The sequence below is a fragment of the Streptomyces sp. NPDC054975 genome (assembly GCF_053609105.1).
The window spans coordinates 317,902-343,088 of sequence record NZ_JBSGWV010000001.1; the positions used below are offsets into that span (position 1 = coordinate 317,902).

At 71.9% G+C, this 25,187-nt stretch carries 24 protein-coding genes and 1 pseudogene; 14 read left to right on the forward strand and 11 right to left on the reverse strand.

Annotated features, from left to right (window positions below):
• Position 1: 1 nt before the first annotated feature.
• The 7 genes and pseudogenes from ACWF79_RS01515 to ACWF79_RS01545 form a co-directional block, all read right to left on the reverse strand.
• Positions 2-1,068, reverse strand: a pseudogene (locus ACWF79_RS01515) (LLM class flavin-dependent oxidoreductase).
• A gap of 18 nt (positions 1,069-1,086) precedes the next feature.
• Positions 1,087-2,070 (reverse strand): ABC transporter substrate-binding protein, encoded by a 984-nt coding sequence (locus tag ACWF79_RS01520; protein WP_453726010.1) that lies wholly within the window; start codon positions 2,068-2,070, stop codon positions 1,087-1,089.
• 47 nt (positions 2,071-2,117) lie between these two features.
• Complete coding sequence (locus ACWF79_RS01525; RefSeq protein WP_453726011.1) at positions 2,118-2,885, reverse strand: amino acid ABC transporter ATP-binding protein; 768 nt, start codon at positions 2,883-2,885, stop codon at positions 2,118-2,120.
• On the reverse strand, positions 2,882-3,829 hold the full coding sequence (locus ACWF79_RS01530) for an amino acid ABC transporter permease (protein WP_453726012.1): 948 nt from the start codon (positions 3,827-3,829) through the stop codon (positions 2,882-2,884). Before ACWF79_RS01530 ends, ACWF79_RS01525 begins: the two co-directional genes overlap by 4 nt.
• Positions 3,830-3,832: 3 nt before the next feature.
• On the reverse strand, positions 3,833-4,777 hold the full coding sequence (locus ACWF79_RS01535; protein ID WP_453726013.1) for an ABC transporter substrate-binding protein: 945 nt from the start codon (positions 4,775-4,777) through the stop codon (positions 3,833-3,835).
• The gene (locus tag ACWF79_RS01540; protein ID WP_453726014.1) at positions 4,774-5,298 is read right to left on the reverse strand and encodes a GNAT family N-acetyltransferase; all 525 of its coding nucleotides are present in this window, start codon (positions 5,296-5,298) and stop codon (positions 4,774-4,776) included. Before ACWF79_RS01540 ends, ACWF79_RS01535 begins: the two co-directional genes overlap by 4 nt.
• Positions 5,295-6,437 carry an LLM class flavin-dependent oxidoreductase gene (locus ACWF79_RS01545; RefSeq protein WP_453726015.1) on the reverse strand — a complete coding sequence of 381 codons (1,143 nt, stop codon included), beginning with the start codon at positions 6,435-6,437 and terminating at the stop codon, positions 5,295-5,297. The genes ACWF79_RS01540 and ACWF79_RS01545 overlap by 4 nt, the downstream gene beginning before the upstream one ends.
• 576 nt (positions 6,438-7,013) lie before the next feature.
• Here ACWF79_RS01545 and ACWF79_RS01550 point away from each other — a divergent pair.
• The 10 genes from ACWF79_RS01550 (at position 7,014) to ACWF79_RS01595 (ending at position 18,846) form a co-directional block, all read left to right on the forward strand.
• Complete coding sequence (locus ACWF79_RS01550; RefSeq protein ID WP_453726016.1) at positions 7,014-8,027, forward strand: amino acid ABC transporter permease; 1,014 nt, start codon at positions 7,014-7,016, stop codon at positions 8,025-8,027.
• Positions 8,024-10,024 carry an FAD/NAD(P)-binding protein gene (locus tag ACWF79_RS01555; protein WP_453726017.1) on the forward strand — a complete coding sequence of 667 codons (2,001 nt, stop codon included), beginning with the start codon at positions 8,024-8,026 and terminating at the stop codon, positions 10,022-10,024. The genes ACWF79_RS01550 and ACWF79_RS01555 overlap by 4 nt, the downstream gene beginning before the upstream one ends.
• A 50-nt stretch (positions 10,025-10,074) precedes the next feature.
• A complete protein-coding gene (locus ACWF79_RS01560; protein WP_453726018.1) occupies positions 10,075-10,341 on the forward strand; it encodes a hypothetical protein in 267 nt (88 codons plus the stop codon).
• 426 nt (positions 10,342-10,767) lie between these two features.
• Entirely contained in the window at positions 10,768-11,565 is a 798-nt protein-coding gene (gene modA / locus ACWF79_RS01565) for a molybdate ABC transporter substrate-binding protein (protein ID WP_453726164.1), read from the forward strand.
• A gap of 398 nt (positions 11,566-11,963) precedes the next feature.
• Entirely contained in the window at positions 11,964-12,731 is a 768-nt protein-coding gene (locus tag ACWF79_RS01570; RefSeq protein ID WP_453726019.1) for a GntR family transcriptional regulator, read from the forward strand.
• Between the two features lie 79 nt (positions 12,732-12,810).
• Positions 12,811-13,038: an indolepyruvate ferredoxin oxidoreductase subunit alpha gene (locus ACWF79_RS01575; RefSeq protein WP_100109755.1), complete on the forward strand. Its 228-nt coding sequence runs from the start codon at positions 12,811-12,813 to the stop codon at positions 13,036-13,038.
• 14 nt (positions 13,039-13,052) lie between these two features.
• Entirely contained in the window at positions 13,053-14,402 is a 1,350-nt protein-coding gene (locus tag ACWF79_RS01580; protein WP_453726020.1) for an ABC transporter substrate-binding protein, read from the forward strand.
• On the forward strand, positions 14,399-15,328 hold the full coding sequence (locus ACWF79_RS01585) for an ABC transporter permease (RefSeq protein ID WP_453726021.1): 930 nt from the start codon (positions 14,399-14,401) through the stop codon (positions 15,326-15,328). The genes ACWF79_RS01580 and ACWF79_RS01585 overlap by 4 nt, the downstream gene beginning before the upstream one ends.
• On the forward strand, positions 15,325-16,080 hold the full coding sequence (locus tag ACWF79_RS01590) for an ABC transporter ATP-binding protein (RefSeq protein ID WP_453726022.1): 756 nt from the start codon (positions 15,325-15,327) through the stop codon (positions 16,078-16,080). The genes ACWF79_RS01585 and ACWF79_RS01590 overlap by 4 nt, the downstream gene beginning before the upstream one ends.
• A 33-nt stretch (positions 16,081-16,113) precedes the next feature.
• Positions 16,114-18,846: a fumarate reductase/succinate dehydrogenase flavoprotein subunit gene (locus ACWF79_RS01595; RefSeq protein WP_453726023.1), complete on the forward strand. Its 2,733-nt coding sequence runs from the start codon at positions 16,114-16,116 to the stop codon at positions 18,844-18,846.
• A gap of 82 nt (positions 18,847-18,928) precedes the next feature.
• On the opposite strand, the gene ACWF79_RS01600 is transcribed toward ACWF79_RS01595, so the two are convergent.
• Positions 18,929-19,315, reverse strand: a complete 387-nt coding sequence (locus ACWF79_RS01600; protein ID WP_453726024.1) for a YybH family protein — start codon at positions 19,313-19,315, stop codon at positions 18,929-18,931.
• Positions 19,316-19,412: 97 nt separating this feature from the next.
• Between ACWF79_RS01600 and ACWF79_RS01605 the strand changes: the two genes are divergently transcribed.
• Together ACWF79_RS01605 and ACWF79_RS01610 are read left to right on the forward strand one after the other, a co-directional pair.
• Entirely contained in the window at positions 19,413-20,303 is an 891-nt protein-coding gene (locus tag ACWF79_RS01605; RefSeq protein WP_453726025.1) for a LysR family transcriptional regulator, read from the forward strand.
• 115 nt (positions 20,304-20,418) lie between these two features.
• The gene (locus tag ACWF79_RS01610; RefSeq protein WP_453726026.1) at positions 20,419-21,567 is read left to right on the forward strand and encodes a carboxylate-amine ligase; all 1,149 of its coding nucleotides are present in this window, start codon (positions 20,419-20,421) and stop codon (positions 21,565-21,567) included.
• A gap of 2 nt (positions 21,568-21,569) precedes the next feature.
• On the opposite strand, the gene ACWF79_RS01615 is transcribed toward ACWF79_RS01610, so the two are convergent.
• Together ACWF79_RS01615 and sigJ are read right to left on the reverse strand one after the other, a co-directional pair.
• Positions 21,570-22,352 carry a 2OG-Fe dioxygenase family protein gene (locus tag ACWF79_RS01615; protein ID WP_453726027.1) on the reverse strand — a complete coding sequence of 261 codons (783 nt, stop codon included), beginning with the start codon at positions 22,350-22,352 and terminating at the stop codon, positions 21,570-21,572.
• A 15-nt stretch (positions 22,353-22,367) separates the two neighbouring features.
• Positions 22,368-23,330 (reverse strand): RNA polymerase sigma factor SigJ, encoded by a 963-nt coding sequence (sigJ, locus tag ACWF79_RS01620; protein WP_453726028.1) that lies wholly within the window; start codon positions 23,328-23,330, stop codon positions 22,368-22,370.
• 160 nt (positions 23,331-23,490) lie between these two features.
• Here sigJ and ACWF79_RS01625 point away from each other — a divergent pair, with 160 nt between their 5' ends.
• Both ACWF79_RS01625 and ACWF79_RS01630 read left to right on the forward strand, forming a co-directional pair.
• Positions 23,491-23,859 carry a hypothetical protein gene (locus tag ACWF79_RS01625; RefSeq protein ID WP_453726029.1) on the forward strand — a complete coding sequence of 123 codons (369 nt, stop codon included), beginning with the start codon at positions 23,491-23,493 and terminating at the stop codon, positions 23,857-23,859.
• A gap of 147 nt (positions 23,860-24,006) precedes the next feature.
• Positions 24,007-24,453, forward strand: a complete 447-nt coding sequence (locus ACWF79_RS01630) for a hypothetical protein (RefSeq protein ID WP_453726030.1) — start codon at positions 24,007-24,009, stop codon at positions 24,451-24,453.
• A gap of 29 nt (positions 24,454-24,482) precedes the next feature.
• On the opposite strand, the gene ACWF79_RS01635 is transcribed toward ACWF79_RS01630, so the two are convergent.
• Positions 24,483-25,037, reverse strand: coding sequence for a DoxX family protein (locus ACWF79_RS01635; RefSeq protein WP_453726031.1), 555 nt, complete (start codon positions 25,035-25,037; stop codon positions 24,483-24,485).
• Between the last annotated feature and the right edge of the window lie 150 nt (positions 25,038-25,187).

Genomic DNA, 25,187 nt, shown 5'->3' on the forward strand with positions numbered 1-25,187 from the left:
TCTACGGCTGCTGCCACAGAGTGGTGGGGGCCTCGCGCCGCACGACCGGAGCGATCTCCTCGGCGAATCGGCGCAGTTGGTCGACCTGTTCGGACGACGAAAGACCCGAGCTGTCGACGGTGATGGACTGCAGGTCGTGGCGGTATGCCTGGTGGAAGGCCAGGTCTTGTCGATGATCTGCTGGGGACTGCCGATGAGATGAGGGCCGTCCGCGACGGCCTCCTCGATGGTGCGGAAGGGTGTGTTGTAGCCGGGCTTGCCCTCCAGGTGCGGCTTGTAGGTCTGCAGTACCCGGGCCTCGTAGAAGTCCTTGAAGCGGGCGATCGCCTCCTGGGTGGTGTCGGCGACGAACAGTCCTCCCGATCCCGCACCGACGTGGGCGGTGCGCGGGTCGTGCCCGTACGCCTCGAAGCGCTCGCGATAGCGCGCGATCAGCCGTGCGTACGCGTCGCGGGGCTGGATGGCGTTGGCGCTGAACAACGGGTCGCCGTGCCTGGCGGCCAACTCGATGGAGTGGAGACTGGTGGCCGAGCCGTGCCAGACGCGCGGCGGACGTCCTTCGTAGGGCCGGGGCACGGTGGTCGTGTCCGACAGCGGCGGGCGGAACTTGCCCTGCCAGGTGACCTTCTCCTCGCGCCAGAGCCTGCGCAGCAGCTCGTACTTCTCGCTCTGGTAGTCCCACTGGAGGCCCTCGTCGAGGCCGAAGAGGTCGAAGTGGCCCGCCTCCGCGCCCTTGCCGATGACGAGTTCGAGCCGGCCACGGGAGAGCTGGTGGAGAGTCGCGTAGTCCTCGGCGATGCGCACCGGGTCCGCGATGGCCAGGACAGTGACACCGGTGAGCAGCCGGATGCGGGACGTGCGGGCGGCCACGGCGCCGAGCAGCGCCGTGGGGCTGGACGACAGGAACGCCCCGGCGTGCCGTTCACCGACCGCGTACGCGTCGAAGCCGAGCTCCTCGGCGGCGACACCGGTCTCCACGACCTCCGCCAGCCGGTCGGCGGCGGAGCCGAGTTCACCGGACAGCGCGTGGGGGGCGTGGCCGACGATCGTGAGGACCTGAAACCTCATGCGCAACCTCCCTCGTGCCTACTTGTTGGTCTTGGGCAGGCCGGGCGGGTTGACCTGCGACGTGGTCACGGCCTCCTCGGAGAGGCCCCACCGCTCCAGGACCTTGGCGTACGTGCCGTTCTCGATGACCTCGTCGAGGGCCTCGGCGAGCGGCTTGGCCAGGCCGTTGTCCTTCTTCGTGGTGGCGGCGATGAGGCCCTGGAGTGTGGCGCCGGCCCCGGAGTAGGTGCCGACGACCTCCGTCCTGCCGGTGGTGGCGGCGTGGTAGGCGGCGGTCGGGTTGGGCCCGAGGTAGAGGTCGATGCGACCGGACTGGAGGGCGAGGTAGGTATCGCTGTCGTTCTGGTAGTACTTGATGTCCACCGGCTTGCGGCCGGCCTTCTCGTTCTCCTCGCTCCACTCGACGAGCAGCTTCTCCTGGTTGGTGCCGCTGCTGACGGCGACGGTCCGGCCCGCCACGTCCTTCGGCCCGCGGACCGTGAGACCGCTCCCCTTCTTCGCCTCGAAGCCCAGGTTGTCCTCGCGGTAGGTGGCGAAGTCGTACTTCTCCTTGCGTTCCTCGGTGACGGTGATGTTGCTGAAGCCGACGTCGTACTTGCCGCTGTCGAGGCCGACGAAGATGTTCTCCCAGGAGACGGTGTTGATGTGCGGCTTGAGGCCGAGGACGTCGGCGACGAGGTGGGCGATGTCGGTCTCGACACCGATCACGGTCTTGTTGTCGGTGGCGCGGAAGGTGAGCGGTGCGGCGGAGCCGGAGGAGTCGACGATCTCCAGGGTGCCGCGCTTGCGGATCTCCGCCGGTACCTGGGCGGCGATGGAGTCGACCTTGGCGGTGGTGACGCGGTCCTGGTCCGGGCTGAGGTTGATCTTCCTCGTGCCGCCCTTCGCGGCCGCGACTTCGGTCGTACCGCCGTCGGAGGGGTTGGCGCAGGCGGCGAGGACGACGGCCGAGGCGAGTCCGAGCACGGCGGCGACGGCGCGGCCGGCGAGGGTGGTGGACACGGTGGTTCTCCTTGCGTTGCGTGAAGGTGGGCGGCCGTACGGGCTGGTCAGAGGACCTTGGAGAGGAAGGCGCGGGTACGTGCGTGCTGCGGGTCGTCCAAGACGGCTGCGGGCGAGCCCTGTTCCACGACGATTCCGCCGTCCATGAAGACGACCGTGTCGGCGACCTCGCGGGCGAAGCCGATCTCGTGGGTGACGACGATCATGGTGGTGCCGGTGCGGGCCAGGTCCTTGATGACGTCGAGGACCTCTCCGACGAGTTCCGGGTCGAGTGCCGAGGTCGGCTCGTCGAAGAGCAGCACCTTCGGTTCCAGGGCGAGCGCACGGGCGATGGCCACGCGCTGCTGCTGGCCGCCGGAGAGCTGCCGCGGGTAGGCGTCGGCCTTGTCGGCGAGGCCGACCCGCGCGAGGAGCCGACGGGCGGTCTCCTCGGCTTCCTTGCGTGGGCGGCGCAGTGCGGAGACGGGGGCCTCGATCAGGTTGTCCAGCACGGTCAGGTGCGGGAAGAGGTTGAAGTTCTGGAAGACGAACCCGATGTGGGTGCGCTGTTTGAGGACGTCCTTCTCCTTCAGCTCGTGCAGCCTGTCGCCGTGGCGCCGGTATCCGATGAGCTCGCCGTCGACGCTGATCCAGCCCTGGTCGACCTTCTCGAGGTGGTTGATGGTGCGCAGCAGGGTGGACTTGCCGGAGCCGGACGGGCCGAGGATCACGGTGACCTCGCCGGCGCGCACCTGGAGGTCGACGCCGCGCAGCACCTCCAGGGTGCCGAAGCTCTTGTGGACGGCGCGTACGTCCACCATCACGTCGGTGTTCATCGGCTCTCTCCCGGAGACAGGGTGCGGAGGAGGCGCCGCGCGCGCTGGAGGGGGGTGGGTGGCCGCATGCGGTCGGCGCCCCGGGCGTAACGGCGCTCCACGTAGTACTGGGCGACCGAGAGCAGGGTGGTGAGGACGACGTACCAGGCGGTGGCGACCAGCAGCAGCGGGATCACCCGGCCGTTGCGGCCGTAGACGACCTGCACTTGGTAGAACAGCTCACCGATCGACATCACGTAGACCACCGAGGTGCCTTTGAGCAGGCCGATGATCTCGTTGCCGGCGGTGGGCAGGATGGCGCGCATGGCCTGCGGCAGCACGATGCGGCGGATCTGCCGCAGCCGGGGGATGCCGAGTGCCGCGGCCGCTTCGAGCTGGCCGTGGTCGACCGCGAGGACGCCGCCGCGGACGATCTCGGCCGCGTAGGCCGCCTGATGCAGCGTCAGGCCGATGATCGCTGCACCGATGGTGCCGATGAGGGCGTTGCTGTCGACGGACCAGAAAACCGGCCCGAAGGGGATGCCGACACCCAACTCCTTATACAGCGCACTGAGGTTGAACCAGAACACCAGCTGGACGATCATCGGGATGGACCGGAAGATCCAGACGTATCCCCAGGCGACGGTCCTGAGCACCGGGCTGTGCGACAGCCGCATGAAGGCCAGGACGGTGCCCAGCAGGAATCCCAGGACGGTGGCGTAGGCGGTGAGCTGGAGGGTCACCCAGACGGCCTGGACGATGGTCTCGGACAGGACGTAGTCGCGGAAGACGTGCCATTCCCAGACGGGATTGGTGGCCAGGCCGTGCGCGAACTGCGCGAGCAGCACGATCACGGCGGCGGCCGCGACCCAGCGGGCGTAGTGGCGGGCGGGCACGACCTTGAGGGTGGTGGCCGGGTCTTCGGCCGCTCTCGCGGCCGGTGGGACGATGGTGTCGCTGCTCATGGGTCACCTGTGCTCGGGCGGGTTGATCTTCGACGCGTCGATCGCGGAGGCGGTGGTGCCCCACTTCTTCAGGATCCGGGCGTAGGTGCCGTCCTTGATCAGCTGGTCGACCGCGGCCTGGAAGGCCGGGGTGAGCGGGGAGCCCTTCTTGAAGGCGAAGCCGACGTCGAGCCGGTGGTACTCGCCGAGGAAGACGGTCTGGGCGGCGGGCTGCGCCGCCTGGTGGCGCAGGCCGTTGATGGTCGACATCACGACGTCGATGCGGCCCTGCTGGAGCGCGGTGAGGGTGGCTGCGTTCTCCGAGTAGACCTTCACGTCGTAGGGCTTCTTGCCGGCCTCGGCGCAGACCCCCTTGCGCGCGGTGAGGGTGGCCTCGAAGGTCGTGCCGGCGCCTGTACCGATCGACAGCCCGCACAGCTGGGTCAGGTCGGTGACCCGGTCGCCGAGTGTCGTGTTGCCCTTCTTCACGGCGAAGCCCTGGCCGTCGTTGATGTAGGTGACGAAGTCGATCGTCTTCAGGCGCTCGGTGGTGACGCCGAAGTTGCCTGTGCCGACGTCGTACTTGCCGCTGCCGAGGGCGGGCAGGATCGTCTCGAAGGAGGCGTCCTGGCGTTCCAGTTTCACGCCGAGGACCTTCGCCACCGCGTCGGCGAGGTCGATGTCCTGGCCGGCGGGTGCCTTGTCCGTGCCGTTGGGGTAGTACGCACCGGGCGGGAATCCGATCGAGCTGCCGACCTTCAGCGTCCCCGCCTCGCGGATGTCCGCGGGCAGCAGGGCGGCGACGGCGTCCACCTTCCGTACGCCGCCGACCGGGTCGTCGGCCGGTGCGGTGGGCGCTTGGGCGCCCACCGTCGCGGTGCCGTCGGTGCCGCAGGCGGTCAGGGCCAGGAGCGACAGCAGTGCGAGGGCGGCTGCGGCGCGCAGGCGGTTGATGGTCGCGGGTTTCACAGGTCGGCGGCCTTTCCTGTCCGTGCCGAGGCGGGGAGGTGCTTCTCGAACGGGAGCGGTCCGATGGACTCCGGGTCGGCATCGGTGGCGAACAGCGGTGCGTAGCCGGTGGCCAGGTACAGGCTGCGTGCCTCCGGCTGGCGCGGGCCGGTGGTGAGGTAGATCCGCTGGTAGCCGCGGAGGGTCGCCTCCCGCTCCAGCTCGGCCACGACCCGCCGGGCGAGGCCGCGGCGGCGGTGGGCGGAGTGCGTCCAGATCCTCTTCAGCTCGGCCGTGGTCGTGTCGTACCGGCGGAAGGCGCCGCCCGCGACGGCCTGGCCGCGCTCCAGGAGAAGGAGCAGGACTCCCCCGTACGGAGCGGTGAACTCCTCGTCGGGATAACGGGCCAGCTCGGCGTGGGCGTCCTTGCCGTAGCGGGTGGAGTACTCGTGGCCGAGTTCCCTCAGCAGGGGCTCCACACGCGGGTCGGAGACCGGGACGTGGACGACCGTCAGCTCGGGGAGCGGTGCCGCGCAGCTCACTCGCCCACCGCCGTGAGCGTCAGGGGGCCGCGGGCCGCTCGCTCGGCGTCGCGCTTGGCGACTTCGTCACGGACGAGGGGGATCACGTACCGACCGAAGTCGATCGCGTCGTCCAGCAGGTCGTAGCCGCGGGCGGAGAGGATGTCGACGCCGAGGTCGTAGTAGTCGAGGAGCGCCTGGGCGACCGTCTCGGGGGTGCCGACGAGGGCGTTGGAGTTGCCGGCTCCGCCGGTCGCGGCGGCGGTCGGGGTCCACAGGGCGCGGTCGTAGCGCTCCCCCGCCTCGGCTATCGCGATCAGCCGCTGCGATCCGACGTTCTGGGGTGACGCAGCCTCGGGTGCGTCACCCCGGTGGTGTCGGACGAGCGCCGACCCGCGCCGCTCCCGGATGGCGCCGACCGTGCGATGCGCCTTCTCCCACGCCAGTTCCTCGGTCGGGGCGATGATCGGGCGGAAGGCCACCTGGATGCGCGGCACGTCGATCCGGCCGGCCGCCCGGGCTGCGGCCTTCACGGCCTCGATCTGCTCGGCGGTCTTCGCCAGGGGCTCGCCCCACAGGCAGTAGATGTCGGCCTCGGCGCCTCCGGCGGCGTACGCGGCGGGTGAGGATCCGCCGAACGAGACGCCAGGGCGCGGCTGCTGGACGGGGAAGACGTCGCTGACGAAGTCGTGGAAGCGGTAGTGCTCGCCCTCGTGGTCGAAGGGTTCGTGAGTGGTCCAGATCTTCTTGACGAGCTGGATGTACTCGCGTGTGCGGGAGTACCGCTCGTCCTTGGTGAGGGTGTCGCCCTCACGCCCCTGCTCGTGGTCGTTGCCGCCGGTGATGAAGTGCACGGTGAGCCGGCCCTCGCTGAGCTGGTCGAGGGTGGCGAAGGTCTTGGCGGCGAAGGTGGGGTAGGAGACGTTGGGCCGGTGAGCGAGCAGGATCTGCAGCCGCTCGGTCCGGCTCGCGACGTACGCGGCGGCCGGCGCGGGGTCCGGGGAACCGGAGCCGTAGGCGAACAGCACCCGGTCCCAGCCGTGGTCCTCGTGTGCCCGGGCGAGCCGGAGCGTGTACTCCTTGTCGAAGGCGGCGCCGGAGCGCGGGGTGGTTTCGGATCCATCGTTGGTGGCGGCGATGCCGAGGAACTCCACGGGCATGACAGAAGAAGCCTTTCGGAGGCGTTGCAGGACGCGGGCAGGGCGAAGCGGCATGGCGCGAGGCAGGAGTGAGGGTCCGTCAGTAAAGACGGAGGAAACGGTGAGCGAGCGTGACGACGCAGGGCGTCGGGATCACCGGAGTTGCGGCAGCGCGCGTGAAGAGAGGACTCGGCCCGCGACGGGGTCACCGAGGGAGGGAAGGGCCGGTCGGACGGCCCGCTGCCGCGTCAGGCGCAACAGGAGGCGGACCACACCCGACCGAAGTCGATGTGGTCGCGCGAGACCAGGCACTGAAGGACATCCATGCATGTACTTGAGCAGTACATCGTGCGTCTCGTCAACCAACGGCCGTACGTCGCAACGGTGTTCACAGGCCCGTCATACGTGGTTGACAGTTCGCGAGCCGTCCACACATACGATGGACGCAGGACGGGCTCCCGCTGTGCGCGTGGCCCTGTCCGGCCGCGTTGAGGGACGCGGCGAGCGTGACGACACCGCCCCCGGCGCACCGTACCCGCGTACGAGTGCCCGCATGATCGCCCACGCACGCACCTCCCTTCCCCGGAGTACCTCACCATGGTCACGCCCACCGTCGTCACACCCCTGAGCACTCCCCCTCAGAACCCTCCGAAGGCCGGCGGCCCGCCCGGCGCCGACCTGCCGCGGATCGTGCCGCGCCGCCGCGTCGGCCGCTGGGCGACCGCCACCGTGGCGTTGTCGCTCTTCGCCATGGTGGCGAACTCCGTCGTCCGCAACGACGCGTTCCAATGGGACGTGGTCGGCCGGTACTTCACCACCGCCGCCGTGCTCGACGGACTACTGCTGACCCTGTGGCTGACCGCCGTGGTGATGGTGCTCGGTTTTCTGCTCGGCATCCCGCTCGCGGTGATGCGACTGTCGGGCAACCTGGTACTGCGCACGCTCAGTTGGGGTTACGTGTGGATCTTCCGGTCCACGCCGCTGCTGGTGCAGCTGCTGTTCTGGTTCAACATCGGTGCCCTCTATCCGACGCTCGGTCTCGGCATCCCGTTCGGGCCGCAGTTCCTCACCGTCCAGACGGTGAACATGCTCGGTCCCACCTTCACCGCCGTCATCGGCCTGACCCTGCACGAGGCCGCGTACGCCGCCGAGGTGGTGCGCGGCGGCATCCTCTCCGTGGAATCGGGCCAGACCGAGGCCGCCCAGGCACTCGGCCTGAGCAGGCCCCGTACGCTGCGCCGGATCGTCATCCCGCAGGCGATGCGCTCCATCGTCCCGACCGCCGGGAACATGCTGATCGGCACACTCAAGGGCACCAGCATCGTCAGTGTCCTGGCCGTGCACGACCTGCTGTACTCGGTGCAACTGGTCTACAACCAGACGTACCAGGTGATCCCCCTGCTGATGGTCGCCACGCTCTGGTACGTCGCGGTGACCTCCGTGCTCGGCGTCGGCCAGTACTACGTGGAGCGGTACTACGCACGGGGCTCGGCGCGCAGACTTCCGCCCACGCCGCTGGAGCGGCTGCGTACCCGTCCGACCGCCCTGCGTCGGCGGTCGCGCCGGGCGACCGCCGACGATGACCGGCCCGCAGCCGGCGGTGACCGGTGAGCGCGAGGTCCACGGCCACCCTGGTCGTCGTCGGCGCGGGACCGCGCGCCACCGGGCTGCTGGAACGTGTCGCCGCCAACGCCCCGGAGCTGTGGCAGGGCGACAAGGAGTTGCACATCCATCTCGTCGACCCTCATCCCCCAGGCCCGGGGCGGATCTGGCGGCACGAGCAGTCCCCACTGCTGCGGATGAACTCGATGGCCGAGGACGTCACCATGTTCACCGACGAGACGTCCACCGTCGCCGGCCCCGTACGGCCGGGACCCTCCCTGGCGGAGTGGGCCACCCAGTTCGCCGACGCGGGCACCCCTCGCTTCGCGCCGTACGCGGAACCGGCCGACCCGCAGGTCCTGGCCGAGCTGCGCACGCTCGCCGGGACCGACTTCCCCAGCCGCCGGGCCCAGGGCGCCTACCTCGACTGGGTGTTCCGACGGGTGCTGGCCGAACTCCCGCCGTCGGTCACCGTCGAGTGGCACCGCACGACCGCGACCGCCGTCACGGGCCTCCCGGACGGCCCCCAGCAGGTGCACCTGGCGGACCGCGCCACGCCGCTGAGCGCGGACCTCGTGGTCCTCGCCCAGGGCCACCTGGCATCCGCGCCGAGCCCCTCGCACCGCGCCCGCGCGGCCTTCGCCCGCCGGCACGGCCTCTTCCATCTCCCGCCGGACTTCTCCGCCGACACCGACCTGTCCGCACTGCGGCCCGGCGAGCACGTCGTCCTGCGGGGGTTCGGTCTTGCCTTCATCGACCTGATGGTCCTGCTCACCGAGGGCCGGGGCGGCTCCTACCGCACGGAGCCTGACGGCACGCTGCATTACCTCCCCTCCGGCCGCGAGCCCATCCTGCACGTCGGGTCGCGGCGCGGAGTGCCGTACCACGCCAAGACCGGCTACCGGCTCCAGGGCCCCCGGCCGCCGCTGCCCCGGTTCTTCGGCCCCGAGGAGATCGATGCCCTCGGCGTGATCGACGCGCTCGGGGCCGAAGAGCGTCCGCTGGACCTCCGCCGCGATGTCTGGCCACTGGTGGCCAAGGAGATCGGCTTCGGGCACTACCACGAGCTGTTCCACGCCCACCCGGAGCGGACGGCGATGCCCTGGGACGAGTTCCTGACCGCGTACGGTCGGCTCGACTGGTACTCCGACGCGATGACGGACCTGGTCGCCACCGCGGTCCCCGACGTGGCCGACCGCCTGGACTTCGAGGCCCTGGACCGTCCCCTGGACGGCCTCGCCTTCCCGACGACGGACGCCTTCCAGGCCCATCTGCGCGACCGCGTCTCCCAGGACGTCGCCCGCCGCCAGGACGCCGCGTTCAGCGCCGACCTCGGGGCGTTCCTCGCTCTGCTGTCGGTGTACGGGCAGCTGCCGCGGCTGGTCGCCACGGGCCGCCTCACGGCCCGCTCGCTCGGCGACGGCCTCGACGGCTGGTGGCACGGCTTCTTCAGCTTCCTCGCCTCCGGCCCGCCCGGCTTCCGACTGCGCCAGCTCCTCGCCCTCTCCCGTGCGGGGATCGTCCGTTTCCTCGGCGGCGACCTCCGCGTCGACACCGACGAGGCCACGGGCACCTTCACCGCGACGAGCCCCACGGTGCCCGGCCACAAGGTCCGCGCCACGGCACTGATCGAGGCGTACCTGCCCGGCCCGGAGCTCGCACGCACCGAGGATCCGCTGCTGCGGCATCTGCACGGCGTGGGCGCGCTCGCGGAGGAGGTCATCACCGATCCGGACCATGCCCACCGCTCCGGCCGGTTCGCCGTCGCCCCCGCGGACGCCCACATCATCGACCCGGGACTCGGCGGCCCTCACCCCCGCCGCCTCGCCCTCGGCGCCCCCACCGACAACCGTGCCGTGGCCGCGTTCGCCCGTCCCCGCACCAACGCCCCCGCCTTCCGCCAGAACGACGCGGTCGCCCGGGCACTGCTGCGGGCGCTCGACGCGCAGTGCGCCAGGACTCACACCGACCTCCTGCCGACTCGTCGTGGTGCGGGCGTGGCCTAGAGTGCGGGTGTGCCTTCGTACAGCATGGGGAGGCCGCGCAGTTACTCGGAGTGAGTTCTAAGACCGTTCGCCGGTGGGCGGACGGCGGCAAGCCGGCCATGGAGCGGGACAGGTCCGGCAAGCGGGTCATCGAGGGAACGGCCCTGGCCCCCTTCGCGCAGGAGCGGGGCGCCGGACTCCACGCCGTCTTGGAGGACGACGTGCCGACCTCCGTCCGGAACTCCTTGTGGCGGTACGCGTTCCGTACGCGGGCGGGGATGCCCGCCATCAGCAGGCCCAGCCCGTCGGGGGTCGCCGAGGCCGGCGACGGCGGGTGACGACGGTGTCGCGGTGCGGGCGGCCGCCGGCGCGTAACGGGCCTCGGCGAGCACCGCGTTCAACGCCGCGGGGCTGGCGGCGACCCCGTTGTTCGCACCGGCGTGCAGGACCGTTCCCGGGGCGCGGCCGCTTCACGGAGCTGCCGGTGACCCACGACCGAAGTGGTCTTCGACTGCGCCACGGCGGGACAGCGGCACCACACCTTCGTCGGGCCGCTGCGGCGCCCGCAGTGTCAGCACGGTCACCGGGATCTGGATCAGCGCCCACCGCTTTCCTGGAACCCCTCCGTCCGAGGACTGAGACCGCCGGGCGGCTCCGCTCGTCCCTTCCTACGACCAACCTCGCATTCGCCATGGAGAGTCCGACCACGTTGTTGCAGATGCGCGCGTAGGAGCCCTACGGTGTCGCATATGCCGCCCTACACCATGTCCCTCACGTGCACCAGACGTCGTGCCGCCGCTGCCGCCCTCACCGCGGCCCTGCTCGTCCCGCTCGCCGCCTGCGGCAACGACGACGCCGGCGCGTCCAAGGCCTCGGGATCCGCGAGCGCCGCGTCGAAGGCCGACCTCACGGTCCTCGCTGCCGCCTCACTCTCCGACGTGTTCAAGACCGCGGGCGCCGCTTACGAGAAGTCCCACCCGGGCACGAAGATCACCTTCTCCTTCGCCGGTTCCCAGGAGCTCGTCGCCCAGGTGTCGCAGGGCTCGCCCGCCGACGTCCTGGTCACCGCCGACACCAAGAGCATGGACAAGGTGAAGGCCGACACGAGCGCGCCGACGATCATCGCGAAGAACCGGCTCGTCGTCGCCACCGGCGAGGGCAACCCGCACAAGGTCGGCGACCTGAAGGACCTCGCGGACGCCAAGCTCAAGGTCGTCCTCGCCGCGCCCGAGGTCCCGGCCGGCAAGTACAGCAAGCAGATCCTCGAGGCCCAGAAGATCACGGTCAAGCCGGTCTCCCAGGAGCCCAACGTGCGCGCCGTGCTCAGCAAGGTCGAGCTCGGCGAGGCGGACGCCGGCCTGGTCTACAAGACGGACGCCGAGAGCGCGAAGGACAAGGTCGACGCCGTCGAGATCCCTGACGCGCAGAACGCCGTCGCCCAGTACCCGGCCGCCACGCTGAAGGACTCGAAGAACACCGCGGCCGCCGCCGCGTTCGTCGCCTGGCTGTCCTCGCCCGAGGGCCAGAAGATCCTCCAGGACGCCGGCTTCCAGAAGCCGTAAGCCCCATGGCGCCGCCGCCGACCAGCTTCCCGTCGCCCTCGCCGCAGCCGACGGTGGCCTTCTGCCCGGTGGTGGCGGCGGTGGGACCGCTGACCGACGTGCGCCGGACGGTGACCGTGGCCCCCCTGACGTCGATGCCGTCGCCGCTGCAGACGGGCTGAGGCCTCACATCTACCCGCAGGCCCTCCCACCGGGACATTCCCTCGTCGCCCCGGCCGGCGCCCAAGGCCGACCCGCTCGTATGGTGAGCGCCCTTCGTCCACCATGTGGACGCCCAAGTGGCGGATCTCGCCTCCCTTGCACGGAAAGACACAGGTCAGAGCGGTTCATACGGATCGTCAGGTGGCGCAATGTAGCGGCAACACCACCGGAAGGGCTCCCCCGGTACGTTCCCTGCCATGCCAGCCGAACCCACTCCCGCAGCCCGCCCCGTCGCCGCCGCGCGCCGTCGACGGCTGCGTGCGGACCGGGCCCGGCAGCTCGCCGACGTGCTGCGTCACCAGGTCCTGGCGGGTGGCTTCCCCGGCGGTGTCCTGCCCCTTGAGGACGTCATCGCCGCCGACTACCGCACCAGCCGCAACACCGTGCGGCAGGCTCTGGACCTGCTGCGCGGCGAGCGGATCGTCGACCGGCAGCCCGGCGTCGGCACCGTGGTGGTGTGCGAGAAGTACCCGCACGGCCTGGACCGCCTCCAGGGCCTGGCCGAGACCCTGCACGAGCACGGCCGGGTCACCAACGAGGTCCGCACCGTCGGGCCGGTCACGGCCCCCGGCCCGGTGGCCCACCGGCTGGGCCTGCCCGACCACACCGACGTGCTCTGTATCGAGCGGCTGCGCCGCCTGAACGGACTGCCGCTGTCGCTGGACCTGTCGTACCTCCCCATGGACGTGGGGGGTCAACTGCTCGGCTGCGACCTGGAGAACACGGATGTCTTCCGGCTCCTGGAGTCGCTGACCGGCGGTCCGCTGGGCCATGCCGAGATCACCCTGGAGGCGGTCAACGCCGACGCGCACTCCGCCGCGGTGCTCCAAGCCCCGCGCGGGGCGGCCGTCCTGATGCTGGAGCGGCTGACCTGTCTGCCCGACGGACGCCCGGTGGACCTGGAGTTCATCCGGTTCCGCGGCGACCGCATCACCATGAGCGGCGTCCTGCGCCGCACCCTCTGACCGTCTCGCCGGAGCTCACCGGGGCTCCCTTCCTTCCACCGTTCCAGTTCCCCGCCCTTCCGGGCCTTTGGAGACAGCCATGCCTCTAGTTCCGCAGCGCACCGACGTGCCCGTGACCATCGACGAGTCCAAGTGCATCGACGGCTGCACCCTCTGCGTCGACATGTGCCCGCTCGACTCACTCGCCATCCGCGAGGACGACGGCAAGGCGTACATGCACGTGGACGAGTGCTGGTACTGCGGCCCGTGCGCGGCGCGCTGCCCCACCGGCGCGGTGACCGTCAACATGCCCTACCTGCTCCGGTGAAAGGCCGAACTCCCGTGATCCGCAAGAGAATCCACCTCCTTCCACTGCTTCCGGCCGCGCTGCTGCTCCCCCTGGCCACGGCGTGCGGCGGTACGGCAGGTGCCGAGGGCGACGACGCCAGGACCGTCACGGTGACCGTCGGCTACCAGTCCAAGACCATCAACACCGTCACCGCCGGCACGCTGCTGCGCTCCCTGGGCTACTTCGAGGAGGCGCTCGCGGCCCGCGGGAAGAAGAACGGCGTCACCTACAAGGTCGAGTGGCAGGACTACGCCACCGGCGCCCCCATCACCGCCCAGATGACGGCCGGGAAGATCGACATCGGCTCGATGGGCGACTTCCCGCTGCTCGTCAACGCGGCCCGCGGCAAGGAGCTCAAGCAGCCGACGCGACTGGTCGCGGTCACCGGGTACAACCTCCGCGGCGGGCTGAACACCGTGGTCACCAGCCCCGATTCGCCCTTGCGGTCGCTCTCCGACCTGCGCGGCAAGAAGGTGTCCACGAGCGTCGGTTCGGCCGCCGACGGCAACCTGGTGCGGGCGCTCCAGCAGGCCGGCATCGACCCGGACAAAGACGTCCGCAAGCTCAACCAGCAGCCCACCGTGGGCGCTTCGGCCCTCGCCGCAGGCAGCGTCGACGCGCTCTCCCAGTTCGTCGCCTGGCCCGGCAAGCTGGCGTTCGAGGGCAAGGCCACGGCTCTGTACGACGGGGCGGAACTGAACCTGCCGACGTTCCACGGGGTCACCGTCCGGGAGAAGTTCGCCAAGGAACAGGCCGGGGTCCTCGACGACTTCCTCAGGGCGCAGCGGCGGGCCACCGACCATCTGCGCGCCCACCCGGTCACCGCCGCCGAGTCGGTGGCAAAGGTGACCGGGCTGCCGGCGGAGGTGGTCTACCTCTACAACGGCGCCCACGGCATCGCCACCTTCGACCCGGAGCTGCGCCCGGAGCTGATCGCCGCGCTGAAGGAGGATGTGCCGGTGCTGAAGTCCGCCGGGCTGGTGCGCGACGTCGACGTGGACGCGTTCGTCGACCCGGCGCCGCTGAAGCGGGCCGTGAACTCCCCCGCCTACCCCGTGGCGACCGCCGCCAAGCCCGAACTGTGGCTGCGAGGCGCGACCACCACGCGCGTCTTCGACAGCCCCGAGGAACTGCTGAAGGCCGCCAAGAACGCGGATGTCCGGGCCGCCTACGTCCCGGACGCGCTGACCGGCACCCTCTGGTTCGCCGACAAGGCGGTGTGGGTCGCGGACGGCGCCCAGCTGCGTGCGTTCGTCACGCGGGCAGCCGCCGAGAAGTACGCCGGTGGGCGCCCCGATGCCCGGATCGTCGGATACTCGGACGCCTTGAGGCTGGCGTCATGAGCGTGGGCCGCCGGCTGCTCCGCGTGGCCTCGTTGGCCGCAGCTCTCGGGCTGTGGCAACTGCTGACCTCTCTGGACATCAACCTGTGGCTGCGGTTCGAGCAGTTTCCCACGGTCGGCGAGGTGGCCTCCGCCTTCGCCGACCGGGTCGGCACGAGCCCCTACTGGCAGGACCTCGGCCACAGCCTGCGCCGGATCCTGGTGGGCTTCCTGCTCGCCGCGGTGCTGGGGGTGGCGGCCGGCACGGCCGTCGCCCGGTCCCGGTGGGTCGCGGACCTGCTGGGCCCGCTGGTGGAGGTGGTACGGCCGGTGCCCGCCATCGCCCTGGTCCCGGTCGCCATCCTGCTGCTGCCCACCAACGAGCAGGGCATCGCGTTCATCACCTTCACCGCCGCCTTCTTCCCGGTCCTCGTGTCGACGCGGCACGCCGTCCGGGCGCTCACCCCCGTCTGGGAGGAGGCCGTGCTCACCATGGGCGGCGGCCGGCTGCGGGTGTTGTTCTCGGTGGTGCTGCCGGGCGCCCTGCCGGGTGTCTTCGGCGGCCTGTCGGTGGGCATCGGCGTCTCGTGGATCTGTGTGATCTCCGCGGAGATGATCTCCGGGGAGTACGGGGTGGGCTACCGCACCTGGCAGGACTACACGATCGTCGACTACCCCGGGGTGTTCGTCGGGATGGCCACGATCGGCGCCCTGGGATGGCTCACCTCGACCGCGGTGGAGGTCATGGGCCGTCACGCCACCTCGTGGCTGCCCCGCCCGGCGGGGGCTGCCTCCGGCGCCACGCGCCCGCTGTTCCGCAGGGGTGCCCCTGTGCTCCGCCCCACGGACCCGGCCCCCGCCCGCACCGCGGCCCACCCCGACGAACCCGCCGCCCCGACCCCCACCGCCACTGCCACTGCCACTGCCCGGAAGGAACCGGTCCGATGAGCGCCACGTCCGTGCCGACCGCGCCCGCGCCGGCCGGCGCCGAACTCGCCCTGGACGGCGTACGGCTCGGCCATCCGGACGGCGCCGCCGTACCCGGCTCGGTCACGCTGCGGATCGCACCGGGCGAACTGATGGCGGTGGTCGGGCCTTCCGGCTGCGGCAAGTCGACCCTGCTGCGCACCCTCGCCGGGCTGCTGCCCCCGCTGGACGGACGGGTCACCCACGACGGGGAGCCGATCGGCCGGCCCGCCGCCGACCGGGCGCTGGTGTTCCAGCACGACGCCCTGCTGCCCTGGCGGACGGTCCGCGCCAACATGGAGCTGCCGCTGGCGATCCGCCGGGTCCCCCGGGCCGAACGGCGCCGCTCCGCGGCCGACTGGCTGGAGCGGGTCGGCCTGGCCGGGCATGCCCACAAGCTGCCGCACCAGTTGTCCGGCGGACAGCGGCAACGCGTGCAACTGGCCCGCGCGCTGGCCGGACGGCCCCGCGCGGTCCTGATGGACGAGCCCTTCGGCGCGCTGGACGCGCACACCCGCGCCGGGATGCAGGACCTGCTGGTGGAGATCCTGCAGGGCACCGGAGCCACCGTCGTCTTCGTCACCCACGACGTGGACGAGGCCCTGCACCTCGGCGACCGGGTCTTCCTGCTCGGCGCCGGGCAGGTGCTGGACGTGCCGCACCCACGTGAGCGCGAAGCCCTGCACGCCCCCGCCACGGTCGCCCTGCGCCGCCGCATCCTCGAATCCCTCTGACAGCCACCCGAAAGGCACCCCGTGGACACCCTGGTGGACACCCCCCTGGCGATCCCCGCCCTCGCCGACGCGACCGAACTGTCCTGCGACGTCCTGGTCATCGGCGGCGGGACCGCCGGCACCATGGCCGCGCTGACGGCCGCCGGACGCGGCGCGAACGTGCTCCTGCTGGAGAAGGCGCACGTGCGGCACTCCGGCGCCCTGGCCATGGGCATGGACGGGGTCAACAACGCCGTCATCCCGGGCCGCGCCGAACCCGACGACTACGTCGCCGAGATCACCCGCGCCAACGACGGCATCGTCGACCAGTCCACGGTCCGGCAGACCGCGACCCGTGGCTTCGCCATGGTCGAACGGCTGGAGTCGTACGGGGTGAAGTTCGAGAAGGACGAGCACGGCGCGTACGCGGTCCGCCAGGTGCACCGGTCCGGCTCGTACGTCCTGCCGATGCCCGAGGGCAAGGACGTCAAGAAGGTCCTCTACCGCCAGTTGAGGCGGCGCGAGATGCGGGAGCGGATCCGCATCGAGAACCGGGTCATGCCGGTCCGCGTGCTCACCCACCCAGAGGACGGCAGGGCCGTCGGCGCGGCGGGGTTCAACACCCGCACGGGGGCGTTCGTCACCGTCCGGGCGGGCGCGGTGATCCTGGCCACCGGGGCCTGCGGCCGGCTCGGCCTCCCCGCCTCCGGCTATCTGTACGGGACGTACGAGAACCCGACGAACGCGGGCGACGGTTATGCCATGGCCTACCACGCGGGGGCGGCGCTCACCGGTATCGAGTGCTTCCAGATCAATCCGCTGATCAAGGACTACAACGGGCCCGCCTGCGCGTACGTCGCCAACCCGTTCGGCGGCTACCAGGTCAACCGGCACGGCGAGCGGTTCGTGGAGTCGGACTACTGGTCGGGGCAGATGATGGCCGAGTTCGCGGCCGAACTCGCCTCCGACCGTGGCCCGGTGTACCTCAAGCTCAGCCACCTGCCCGAGGAGACGATCGGTGCCGTCGAGTCGATCCTGCACTCGACGGAACGGCCCACCCGCGGCACCTTCCACGCCAACCGCGGCCACGACTACCGCACCCACGACATCGAGATGCACATCTCCGAGATCGGGCTCTGCGGCGGCCACTCCGCCTCCGGGGTACGGGTGGACGCGCACGCCCGTACCACCGTGCCCCGGCTGTACGCGGCCGGCGACCTGGCCTGCGTACCGCACAACTACATGATCGGCGCGTTCGTCTTCGGCGATCTGGCCGGCGAGGACGCCGCGCAGTACCGGGCGTACGAAGGCGAACTGCCCCACGACCAGCTGACCGCCGCCCACGAGCTCGTCTACCGGCCGCTGCGCAACCCCGACGGGGCACCGCAGCCGCAGGTCGAGTACAAGCTGCGTCGTTTCGTCAACGACTACGTGGCGCCTCCGAAGACGGGGGCGAAACTCTCCCTCGCCGTCGAGGCGTTCACGCGGATGTCGGGGGAGATCGCCGGGATGGGGGCGCGCACCGCGCACGAACTGATGCGCTGCGCCGAGGTCAGTTTCATCCGGGACTGCGCGGAGATGGCCGCCCGGTCCTCGTTGGCGCGCACCGAGTCCCGATGGGGCCTGTACCACGAGCGGCTGGACCATCCGGGGCGGGACGACGCGGGCTGGCTGTTCCACCTCGACCTGCGCAAGTCCGCCTCCGGGGCGATGGAGTTCACCGCGCGGCCGGTCGAGCCGTACGTGGTGCCGGTGCCGGAGTTCGAGCCCACGCCGGGGCCGGAGCGGCGGCTGGGCGAGGTCACGCTGGTCCCGGTGGCCACGGCCGGCCCGCGGGACGCCTCCCCGGCCGCCCGCCGGGGCGCACCGGCGGCGGATACGGCGGCTGCCGGGACCCCGGAAACCTCCACGCACAGCCCCGCTCTCCTGCGCCTCCTCGCCCTCGCCGAGGAGTCCCCCGACCTGGAGGCGCTCCTGCCCTACCTGGCCGACACCGACCCGGCGGTGCGGGCGGCGGCCGTGGCCGCACTCGGCGAGACGGTGCCGGCCGGCGCCGGGCCAGCGCTCGCCCGGCGTCTGCGGGACGCCGCACCGCAGGTCCGGGCCGCCGCCGCGGCGGTGCTGCGCGAGCTCGTCGAAGTGCTGCCCGCCGAGGCGGAGCTGGGGGCCGGGCTACGTGAGGCGCTGACCGTCACGGACGCCACGGTCCGGGCGGCCGCGCTGGACGTGCTGCGCGCCCTGCGGCTGGGCGACGCCGGGGTGTATGCCGCCGCGCTCGACGACACCGACATCGAGGTGCGCATCACCGCCGTCCGTGCCCTCGTCTCGGTGGACGCGGTCGCGGAACTGTCGGTGGCCGCCGCCGACCCGGCCCGCGAGGTCCGGGTCGCGGTGGCCCGCGGTCTCGCGGCGGTGCACGCCCCTGCGCCCGCTCCGCTCGCCCCGCTGCTGGACGACCCGGACCCGCTCGTCCGCGGCGCCGCGTTGGCCGCCCTGGCCGCCACCGGCTGCCCGCCCCGCTACGCCGGGCAGGCGGCAGCCGCCCTGGACGACCCGGCCTGGCAGGTCCGTGTCGGTGCCGCGACCGCCCTCCGCGCCGCCCCGCTCGCCCAGGCCGTCCCGGCCCTCGCCGGCACCCTGCGCGACCCCAACGCGGACGTCCGCAAGGCCGCCGTCCTCTCCCTCCTCGCCCACCGCACCGACCCGGAAGCGCGCACCGCCCTCGCCACGGCCACAACGGACCCGGACGCCGACATCCGCGCCTACGCGTCGCGTGGTACGTCGTGACGCTCGGCCGCACGGCTCGCCGCCACCTCGATCCGGGCCGGCAAGCCGGGCGGGCGATCCGGGCCACGCTTCCTGACACGAGCTAGGTCGCCTGTGCCGTGGTGGCCGAGTCGCGTCGGATGAACTCCGGCTGGTCGAGCACGCGCAGCCAGCTTCCGTCGGGCTGGCGCCGGGCAACCTGTGCCCGGGCGCCGGACCCGTCCTTCGGCGGGGTCGAGGTGAGGGCGATGTCGCCGGTGACCAGCGTCGGCAGTGGTTGTTCCGGTTCGAAACGGGGGCGGTTGGCCAGAACCTTCTCCCATAGCGCACGGATCGCTTCCCGACCCACCGTCTGCTCCCCGGGCGGGTAGGCGACGACCGCGTCCTCCTCGTAGAGCGCGGCAACCCCAGCCGCGTCACCGGCGTTGGACCGTTCCACGAACAAGCGGGTGATGTCTTCGGGGCGCTTGGCCTTCTCGTATTCCGCCACGGGTTCCTCCTGTTGTCGGGCTTCGGTGGTTCCAGCGTCGTCGCCCGGCAATCAGAAGTCCAACAGATGATTCTGATGGAAGCTAGAATTTCCACTCATGGAACTGAGGCAGTTGGAGTACTTCGTCGCGGTCGCCGAAGAGCAGAACTTCACCCGGGCGGCCGAGCGGGTGCACATCAGCCAGTCCGGCGTCAGCGCTCAGATCCGCCAGTTGGAACGTGAGCTGGGTGCCGAGCTGTTCGACCGGTCGGCCCGCACCGCCACCCTCACCGTGGCGGGCAAGGCCGCACTCGAACACGCCCGCGCGGCGCTCGCCGCGGCTGGGTCGGTGGGCCAGGCGGTGAGTGAGGTGACCGACCTGATCCGGGGGCGACTCACGGTCGGGATGGTCATCGGCTGCGCTCTCACGCCTCTGTTCGACGCACTCTCCGTGTTCCACCGGGCGCATCCCGGGGTGGAGATCTCCCTGTTGGAGGACAATTCCGACCGGCTCGTCGAGGGGGTGCGCGCGGGCACCCTCGACCTGGCTCTCATCGGGACCGCAACCGCCACCCCCGACGGGCTGGAGGCGCTGACGATCATTCGTGAGCGGCTCGTCGCAGCGGTTCCGGAAGGGCACCCTCTGGCGACACAGCGACGGGTCACCCTGCGCGACCTGGTCGCCCACCCGATCGTGTGCATGCCGCCCGGCACCGGGCTGCGCACGGTGTTCGACCGTGCTTGCGCCGCGCAGGGCCTCCACCCCGCGATCGCGTTGCAGGCCAGCGCCGCCGATGCCATTGCCGACCTCGCCGCCCGCGGACTCGGCGTCGCCGTCCTCAGCGAGTCGATGGCCGCGAGCTGTCGCGACCGGATCACCGCCCGCACCATCGACGACGTCGACACACCCGCCCTGCTCGCCCTGGTCTGGAGGAGCACGCACAGCCCCGCGGTGCGTGAGCTGCTCGTGCACAGCCGCCGAGCGTTCACCCAGCCCGACCCCGGGTAGCAGGAGACCCTTCACGATCTGATGTGCGTACGCCTCCCTCTTCGACGAGTCGGCCCGCGCAACACGCCGCGACGAGCCTCCAGCGGCCACCCCGGGCCGCGGGCATGCTGGAGGGATGACGGTCCATGACTCCCCCTCCCGCCCCGCCACCGCCCGGGACATTCCGACGATCGGGGTGGAGGAGGAGTTCTTTCTCGTCGACCCGCACACGCGTCTCATCGTTCCCGCCGGGCCCGCGGTGGCCGCCCGCGCCGCAGCCGAGGTGGGGGATCTCGCGACGACGGAGTTCGCCCTGTGCCAGGTCGAGGGGCGCACGCCGCCGTGCCGGTCGGCGGGCGAGCTGCGGAGGGAGTTGGAGAGGGTGCGCGGGGCGCTCGTCGCGGCCGCCCGGGCGGAGGGGGTGCATCTGTGCGCGTCGGGGACGGCGGTGCTGCAGGAGGACGGCCCCGCGCAGGTGGCCGACCATCCGCGCTACCAGGCGGGCCGCCTCCAGTACCGGACCATGATGGACGACTTCGCCATCAGCGCCCTCCATGTCCATGTGCACCTGCCCGATCGCGAACTCGCCGTCCTGACGGCGAACCATCTGCGGCCGTGGCTGCCCCTGTTGATCGCGTTGAGCGCCAATTCGCCGTTCCACCGGGGGATCGACACCGGCTACGCCAGCTGGCGCTCGGTCATCCGCAGCCGCTTCCCGTGCCTGGGCCCGCCGCCGTTCGCCGCCACGCTGGAGGACCACGAGCGGCTGGCCGTCGCCATCGCCGACACCGAGGCGATGCTGGACGCCGGCATGCCGTTCTGGGACCTGCGCCCCAACCCGAAGCTGCCCACCCTGGAGATCCGGGCGATGGACGTGCTGCAGGACGTGGAGGACACCGTCGCGGTCGCCGTGCTCCTGCGCGCCCTCGTCGTGACCGCGGCCGCCGCGGCACGCGGCGGTGATCCCGGCCCGGCCTGGCAGGGAGAAGTGCTCCGGGCCGCGTGCTGGCGCGCCGCACGCGACGGCTGGAGCGGGGACGGCTTCGATCCGGCGACGGGCCGGTCCCGGCCGGTCGCCGAACTCGGGGCCGAGTTGCCGGCTCTCCTGCGCCCGGCACTGGAGGAGGCCGGCGACCTGGAGGAGGTCGCCGCGCTGCTGCGGCGGCTGGCCGACCGCGGTGACGGAGCGGTCCGGCAGCGGGCCTGGGCCGGGCGGGGCGGACCGGGGGCCGTCGTCGACCGGCTCGTGCTCGCCACCGCCCGGGGCCGCGGCGTCCAGGGCTGAGGTCAGCGAGCCGCCAGGGTGGTGACCAGGACGTCCCGGTGACCGGGGCGGTCGGCGTCCCGCGGGTGGAGCGGCGAGACGGCGTGCCAGGTCGCCCGGTCGTCGCTCAGCAGAAGGGCCCCGGGCTCGCCGAGGGTCGTGGCCGCGACCTCCTGGCCGTCCGCGTCGTAGACCGTGCTCTGCCCGCCGGTGACGCCCTCGCGGCCGATCAGCAACGAGGAGACGAGGGTGACGCCGTCCTTGTGCCGGCCTTCAGGGGTGGGCTGCCCCAGGCTGTCCGCCTGCGCCACGACTCGGAAGGGGTGGACCTTGACGTTCCACTCCTCCGCGTCGTCCAGGTCGGCGGCGACCTCGCCCAGCATCCGGATGAGAGCCCCCAGCACAGGCTCGGCCTCGAACGCCTCGGTCAGCGGCTCGAAGCGCCGCTCGACATCCACGTAGAGGGGGTTGCTCTCCTGCGGCTGTACGAACACCTCGTGCGGCATCGCCGTGATCTCCCCGGACCTGGACAACAGGAAGTGCCCGTAGCGCCGAAAGCGGCGTGTACCCGTCTGGGCCGCGTACGGGTCGAGCGCCAGGTCCTCCCAGTGGGCGGCAAGACGCCGCCACACGTCGGGGTCGGCTCCCAGACACGCACACACGGCTTCCGGGGCCATCAGATGCCAGCCGTCCGAGCTGACAGCCTCGCGCGCCTTCTCCAGCAGGGGCCTGCCGGCGGGTGCCTGCCCGTGCTCGGAGTCCGTCTGCCGCCAAAGGGCCCGTGCGGTGTCATGTCGCTCATCCATACGCCCATGCTGCGGTCAGCGCCGCCGCACGGCATCCTCTGGGCACGCGGCTGCCGGGATCTCGTTCCATGAGCGGAGCTTCGCCGGGTTGCGGACCGCCCAGATGCGGGTGATGCGGGCGCCGGTGATGTCGAACGCGGCCACGGTGACCGTGACGTCGGCGCGTTGGGCGACCAGGCCGGGGCGGCCGTTGACCGTGCGTTCCAGGAGCTTGAGCCCTGGGGCCTTGTCGGCGATGTGGATCACGTACTGGGCGATGCGCTCGCTGCCCTCGACCGGGCGCAGGACGGCTCCGACCTGGCCGCCGCCGTCGGCGACCATCGCGGCGTCGGGGTCCAGGAGGCCGACGAGAGCCTCGATGTCACGGCGCTCCCAGGCCTCCTTGAAGTGCCGTACCAGCGCGGCCTGTCCGGCCGCCGGAGGAGGCTGGTCCCGCGCGGCGCGCATCCGCCGCCGGGCGGAGGACGCCAGCTGCCGGCAGGCCGCAGGCGTCCGGTCGACGATCGCGGCGATCTCGGCGAAGGGGTACTGGAAGACGTCGTGCAGGACGAAGGCCACACGTTCGGCCGGCGTCATGGATTCCAGTACGACGAGGAAGGCCATGCTCACCGACTCGTCCAGCGTGATCCGGTCGGCGGGGTCGGTCGGCTCGGCGCGCCCGCCCCACGGCCGGCCGTCGTTCCACTCCGTACGGTCGGGGAGCGGCTCCGGTATCCACGCGCCGACGTAGCGCTCGCGCCTGGCCCTCGCCGAGCCGAGCACGTCCAGGCAGATGCGACCGGCCACCGTCGTCAGCCATGCGCCGGGCGACTCCACGGCCTCGCGCTGCCGGGGCGACATCGCGTACCAGCGGGTGTAGGTCTCCTGTACGGCGTCCTCGGCCTCGGCGAGCGAACCGAGCAGCCGGTAGGCGAGATTCGTCAGCTGACGCCGCTCGGCGACCAGCACGCCGAGGCCCGGCTCGGTCGGGCTGTTCATGGTCGTGACCCCGTCTCCTGGCTCGTCCCGTCCCGCCACGGCTCCCGGCGCCCGCCTCTCGGCACGCGCCGCTCGCCACTTCGCCGAAACACCGCGCCTGACATTTCAGAGGTCTGCGTCGTCGGACTTCCGAGACGATACCGAGAGAAAGGATCTCGTCATGGCCACATCGACGACGGAAGTCCGCAGCAACGTCACGTCCCTCCAGATCGCGGTCGTTCTGCAGACCGCGTCGCTCTTCTTCCAGGCGGTCACCGCCGGACTGTTGCTCTCCTCGTCCCACGGCCACGTGCTGCACGACGTCGGATCGCGCGTGATGTACGGCGCGTCGATGCTGTACGTGCTCGCCGCGGTCCTCGCGTGGCGACCGGGCGGCGGTTCGCCCCGGCCCGTCCTGTACGCGTCCGGCCTCCTCGTCCTCGCCTCGGCGCAGGTGGTCCTGGGCATAGCGCACATGACGGCGCTCCATGTCCCCCTGGGGGTCCTGATGTTCGGCCTGAGCGTGTGGGCACTGGGTCGGCGGGCGTAGCGGGTCGGGGCGTCGGCGTCGGCGTCGGCGTCGGCGTCGGCGTCCGGAGCCTCACACGGTCCGCGCGGGCCACCGGCGTTCACTCGTCATGGTGGCCGGGGGCCGTGCGCACGGCTTCGGTGGCCGGGTTCGGGCAACGTGGGCCGCATGGACCGCCGAACGACTCTCGTCCTGCTCGCCGCGCTGCTCACGAGTGGCTGCGTCGCCGTCCCGCCGCCTTCCGCCCCGGGGCCCTCCGCCCGGGGCGGTGAGGTCACGCCCGCCGCCGTGCGGCCGCCCACGCCGCTGCCCGAGTGGCCGGTGCCGCAGGAGGCCGCGCCCCGGGAGACACTCGCGGCCACCGAGCCCGACCCCGTACCTCCACGGAGTCGTCCCCAGGCGAAGGCGTCGGTGCCACCGTCGCCCTCCCCCCGTCGCAAGGCCTCCCCCGAACCACCCCCTCGCCGCAAGGACTCGGTGCGCACGCGCGGGCCGAGGAAGCCCCCACGTACCGAGTCGCCCACCGGGATGCGCGCGCTGTGCCGGCAGGCCGAAGGGTCCGGTGCCGTCCCTGCCGGCGTCCTCGAACTGTGCCGGAGCGCCTACGGCCGCTGACCGCGTTCCTCCCCCGGTCGCGAGCCTCGTCAGGTGGTGCTCTCCTGGGCCTCGGCCGTCGCCGCCTCGTGCGCCGCCTGCGCACGGCCCTGGGCTCGGCGGCCCACGACGGCGGCGGCCGCCAGGGCGCTGCCGAGGAAGGCGGTGGCCACGACCCAGGGGCGGTCCACGACGTGGTGGGTGGCGTGGTCGAGGGAGTAGCGGCCGGCGCCCGTGATGCCGATGGCGGCCGCCGTGAAGCCGAGGAACGCCGGGTACTCGTAGCCGCCTTTCGCGGCGAAGAAGCCCGCCGGGACGTGGACGGCCACCGCGCCCGCCATCGCTCCGGCAGCGGCGGCGCCGGCCGCCGGGGTGGCCAGGCCGAGGGCCAGCAGGACCCCGCCGCCCGCCTCGCCGAGTCCGGCGGCGATCGCGCTCTCGCGAGGCGGGTGGAACCCCATCGCCTCCATCCCCTTCGCGGTGGCCTCCACGCCCCCGCCCCCGAACCAGCCGAAGAGCTTCTGCGTACCGTGCGCGGCGAGGACGGCGCCGGCGCCGACCCGGAGGACGAGTAGCCCGAGGTCGCGGCGGTTGAAGGTGGTCATCTGGGGTCTCCCTGCGCAGGGTCGAAGGCGTACGTTCTCCACTGTCGCCGCCGAGGGCCCCGGAGCCTCGGTGTTGTTGCTCCACATGGGGATGTTTTGCGGCCTTTGTTCCCTACTGCTTGAGTGGGAGGGCTTCTGCCGCTCGGGGGC